This is a genomic window from Phenylobacterium sp. (assembly GCF_028290885.1).
Taxonomy (GTDB): Bacteria; Pseudomonadota; Alphaproteobacteria; order Caulobacterales; family Caulobacteraceae; genus Phenylobacterium.
Map to the genome: position 1 here is coordinate 1 of NZ_JAQGIZ010000048.1, position 3,030 is coordinate 3,030.

Consider the following 3,030-nt stretch of genomic DNA (forward strand, 5'->3'; position numbering starts at 1 on the left):
TGCGCGGGCGTTGTTCGGTCATCACGAACTCACCGCCCGTGAAGTCCTCGCCGGGCTCGTCCAGCAAGACGGCGATCTGCAGCGGGAACACATGCTCGCCGTAGAGGTCCCGGTGGAGGCAGTTGTAATCGTCCGGACCGTACTCGAGCAGCAGGGGGGTCGGACGAACCTGGCCGGCCTGATGGCACCGCTCAAGGAACGCTGGGTGATCGTCGGGGAAGCGGACCTCTTGGCCCAGGCGTTCCTGCCACCGGTTGGCGATCGGCGCGAGCTGCCGGTAGGCCGACGCGCGCAGCCGCTGGATCATGTCCGGTAACGGGTAGCTGAAGTACCTGTACTCGCCGCGACCGAAGCCGTGCCGGGCCATCATCACACGGCTGCGGAAGCCCGCCTCCTGACCGTAGAGACCGGCGATGGAGTCGGCTTCCGCCTGGCTCAGCAGGTTCGGCAGGATCGCCCAGCCCTGCGCATCCAAGTCGGTGGACACGCGGAACCAGTCGATGGCGCCGACCCGCCGTTCGATCTCGCCGCCGCTCACGCCGCGTGCTCCAGATCGATCAGGCGGCGCTTGCGCTCCACGCCCCAGCGATATCCGGAAATCGCGCCGTCGGACCTCACGACTCGGTGGCAGGGGATCGCCACGGCGTGGTTGTTGGCGGCGCAGGCGCCGGCCACCGCTCGGACGGCCTTCGGTGCGCCGATGGTGCGGGCAATCTCGGCGTAGCTGGCGGTCTGGCCTGGCGGGATTGCGCGCAACGCCTGCCAGACGCGTTGCTGGAACGCGGTCCCCCGGACGTCGAGCGGCAGCTCGGCCCCGAGCTTCGGCGCCTCGATGAGGCCAACGACGCGCGCCACCAGCTGCTCATAGTCGGCGTCGCCGCCGATCAGGCGCGCGTTGCGGAAGCGGTCCTGCAGGTCACGAACCAACGGTTCCGGCTCGTCGGCGATCAGGATCGCCACCACGCCCTTGGCGCTGGACGCCACCAGGATCGCCCCCAGCGACGTCTGTCCGACGGCGAAGCGGATCTCCTCGTCCGCGCCGCCGGCCCGATAGCGACTGGGCGTCATCCCCAGCATGTTCTTGGCTTGCTCGTAGAAGCGGCCGCTGGAGTTGAAGCCGGCGTCGTAGATCGTCGCGGTGACCGACTGGCCCTGGACCAGCCGCTCGCGGACGCGGTCAGCCCGACGCGCCGTCGCATAGTCCTTCGGAGTCAGGCCCGTGGCGGCCTTGAAAAGGCGATGGAAGTAGCCTGGGCTCAATCCGACAGCGTCAGATAGCTCCGCCAGGGACGGCGGCGCCTCACTCTGCTCGATGATCCGGCAGGCCTTGGCGACTAGCGCGCCGTTTTCGGCGGCCTGGGACGGCCCATCCGGATTGCAGCGTTTGCAGGCCCGGAAGCCCGTGGCCTGCGCGGTCTCAAGGGTGTCGTGCAGAGTCACATTCGCGGCGTTGGCCCGGCGCGATGGGCACGAGGGCCGGCAATAGACGCCCGTGGTGGCGACCGAGTACCAGAACACGCCATCGGCGGATGGGTCGCGCGCCAGCATGCGCGACCAGCGCGGGTCTTCTTCGGTCGAGATCGGCCGCCGCTGGGCCGCAAGTTCCATTGTCTGGGTCATCGTCAGGCTCTCTGGTTGAACTGTCGGCATGACCTTGGCGGGTGTCGGCGGCGGCCACACTCCGAGCCTTGCTTTCAAATCCAAGGATGGCGCCGCCCCAGCCTCGCCGCTGGCGGAAATCGGACTTGCTGTTGAAGTCCGGCCCTCCGCTCGAACGCCAACATCCGGTTTTCGATTTGGCGGCAGGAACCGGAGTTCACGGCCCTCCGGCGAACCCTATCCCTCGGCGAAGGTCATCGAGACCGTCGACGACCGTTTCAACCGCACCAAGGGACCACTCCATGAGCTTGCAAGATGACAACAAGGCCATCGTCGGCCGCTGGTTCACCGACTTTTGGGGGGAGACCTGCGACCTGTCCGTCGTCGACGCGATCACCGCGCCGGACATGCTGATGAAGTACTCGCTGCACGCGCCCCGCCGCAGCCACGATGACGTCAAGGCCTTCATGACCGACTTCCGCGCGGCGTTTCCCGATCTGAAGTTCTGGGAGGCGGTCCGCCCCTGGGCGTCCGCAATGCGCCAAGAGCTGCAGTTGGGCCTGTCCCGAAAGCCGACATTCGCCGCGCCGGTCCTGCGGCAATAGACGACCCAGCGCGGCCAGCGCCGGCGACCATTGCCTGCCGGATGAGAGCGATCACGCCGAATGCGCGGATCACCGCCAGGATGATGTTGAAGACTTTCACGCGTCGTTCTCCGAGACTGGCCGAGGGACCGCGCGCGACAAGCGGGCGGGGCTCGGGCTACCAACGGCGCAGCGATGGGAGCCAGATCATGACGCGCATCCTGATGGTTCGGCACGGGCACGTGGAGGGGATCGAACCCCCGCGGTTCCGCGGGCGGTGCGAGCTGCCGCTGACCGAGCTCGGCCAGCGGCAGGCGGCGGCGACGGCGGCGCGGATCGCGGCGAGCGCAAAGGTGGCGGCCGTGTGGACCAGCCCCGTGCAGCGGTGCGTGGTGACCGGGCGGGCGATCGCCGAGGCGACCAGCGCGCCGGGGCGTGTGGTCGAGGCGCTCAACGACCTCGACTACGGCGACTGGACCTGGCTGACCTACGAGGCTGCGCAGGCGGCCGATCCGGACCTCTACGACCGCTGGTATTCCGCGCCGGCCAGCGTGCGCTTCCCCGGCGGAGAGTCGCTGCAGGACCTGGTGCTGCGCGCCGGCGACGCGCTGCGGTTGGCGGCGGCCGAAGGCGTGGGCGACGGCCGCGTGCTGGTGCTGGTCACCCACGACAGCCTCGGCCGCGCCGTTCTGATGCAAGCGCTCGACCAGCCGCTCTCGGCCTACCGGCGCCTGGTGATGTCGCCCTGCGGCATCACCGAGATCGATGCCGCCGGCGCCCACACCCAGGTGCTGGGCGTCAACGCGACCGAGCACCTGGCGGGGGTGTAGCGCCTCCCCTGCGCAGG

General features: G+C 69.1%; 4 protein-coding genes. 2 read left to right on the forward strand and 2 right to left on the reverse strand.

Annotated features, from left to right (window positions below; all coding sequences use genetic code 11):
* Both JWP28_RS04265 and ada read right to left on the reverse strand, forming a co-directional pair.
* On the reverse strand, positions 1–538 hold a 538-nt coding region (locus tag JWP28_RS04265; protein WP_299540339.1), incomplete at its 3' end, for a 2OG-Fe(II) oxygenase.
* The gene (gene ada, locus JWP28_RS04270; protein ID WP_299540342.1) at positions 535–1,620 is read right to left on the reverse strand and encodes a bifunctional DNA-binding transcriptional regulator/O6-methylguanine-DNA methyltransferase Ada; all 1,086 of its coding nucleotides are present in this window, start codon (positions 1,618–1,620) and stop codon (positions 535–537) included. The genes JWP28_RS04265 and ada, both read right to left, overlap by 4 nt.
* A 281-nt stretch (positions 1,621–1,901) precedes the next feature.
* Here ada and JWP28_RS04275 point away from each other — a divergent pair, with 281 nt between their 5' ends.
* Together JWP28_RS04275 and JWP28_RS04280 are read left to right on the forward strand one after the other, a co-directional pair.
* Complete coding sequence (locus tag JWP28_RS04275; RefSeq protein WP_299540345.1) at positions 1,902–2,204, forward strand: ester cyclase; 303 nt, start codon at positions 1,902–1,904, stop codon at positions 2,202–2,204.
* A gap of 188 nt (positions 2,205–2,392) precedes the next feature.
* Positions 2,393–3,013 carry a histidine phosphatase family protein gene (locus JWP28_RS04280; protein WP_299540348.1) on the forward strand — a complete coding sequence of 207 codons (621 nt, stop codon included), beginning with the start codon at positions 2,393–2,395 and terminating at the stop codon, positions 3,011–3,013.
* The last annotated feature ends 17 nt before the right edge of the window (positions 3,014–3,030 follow it).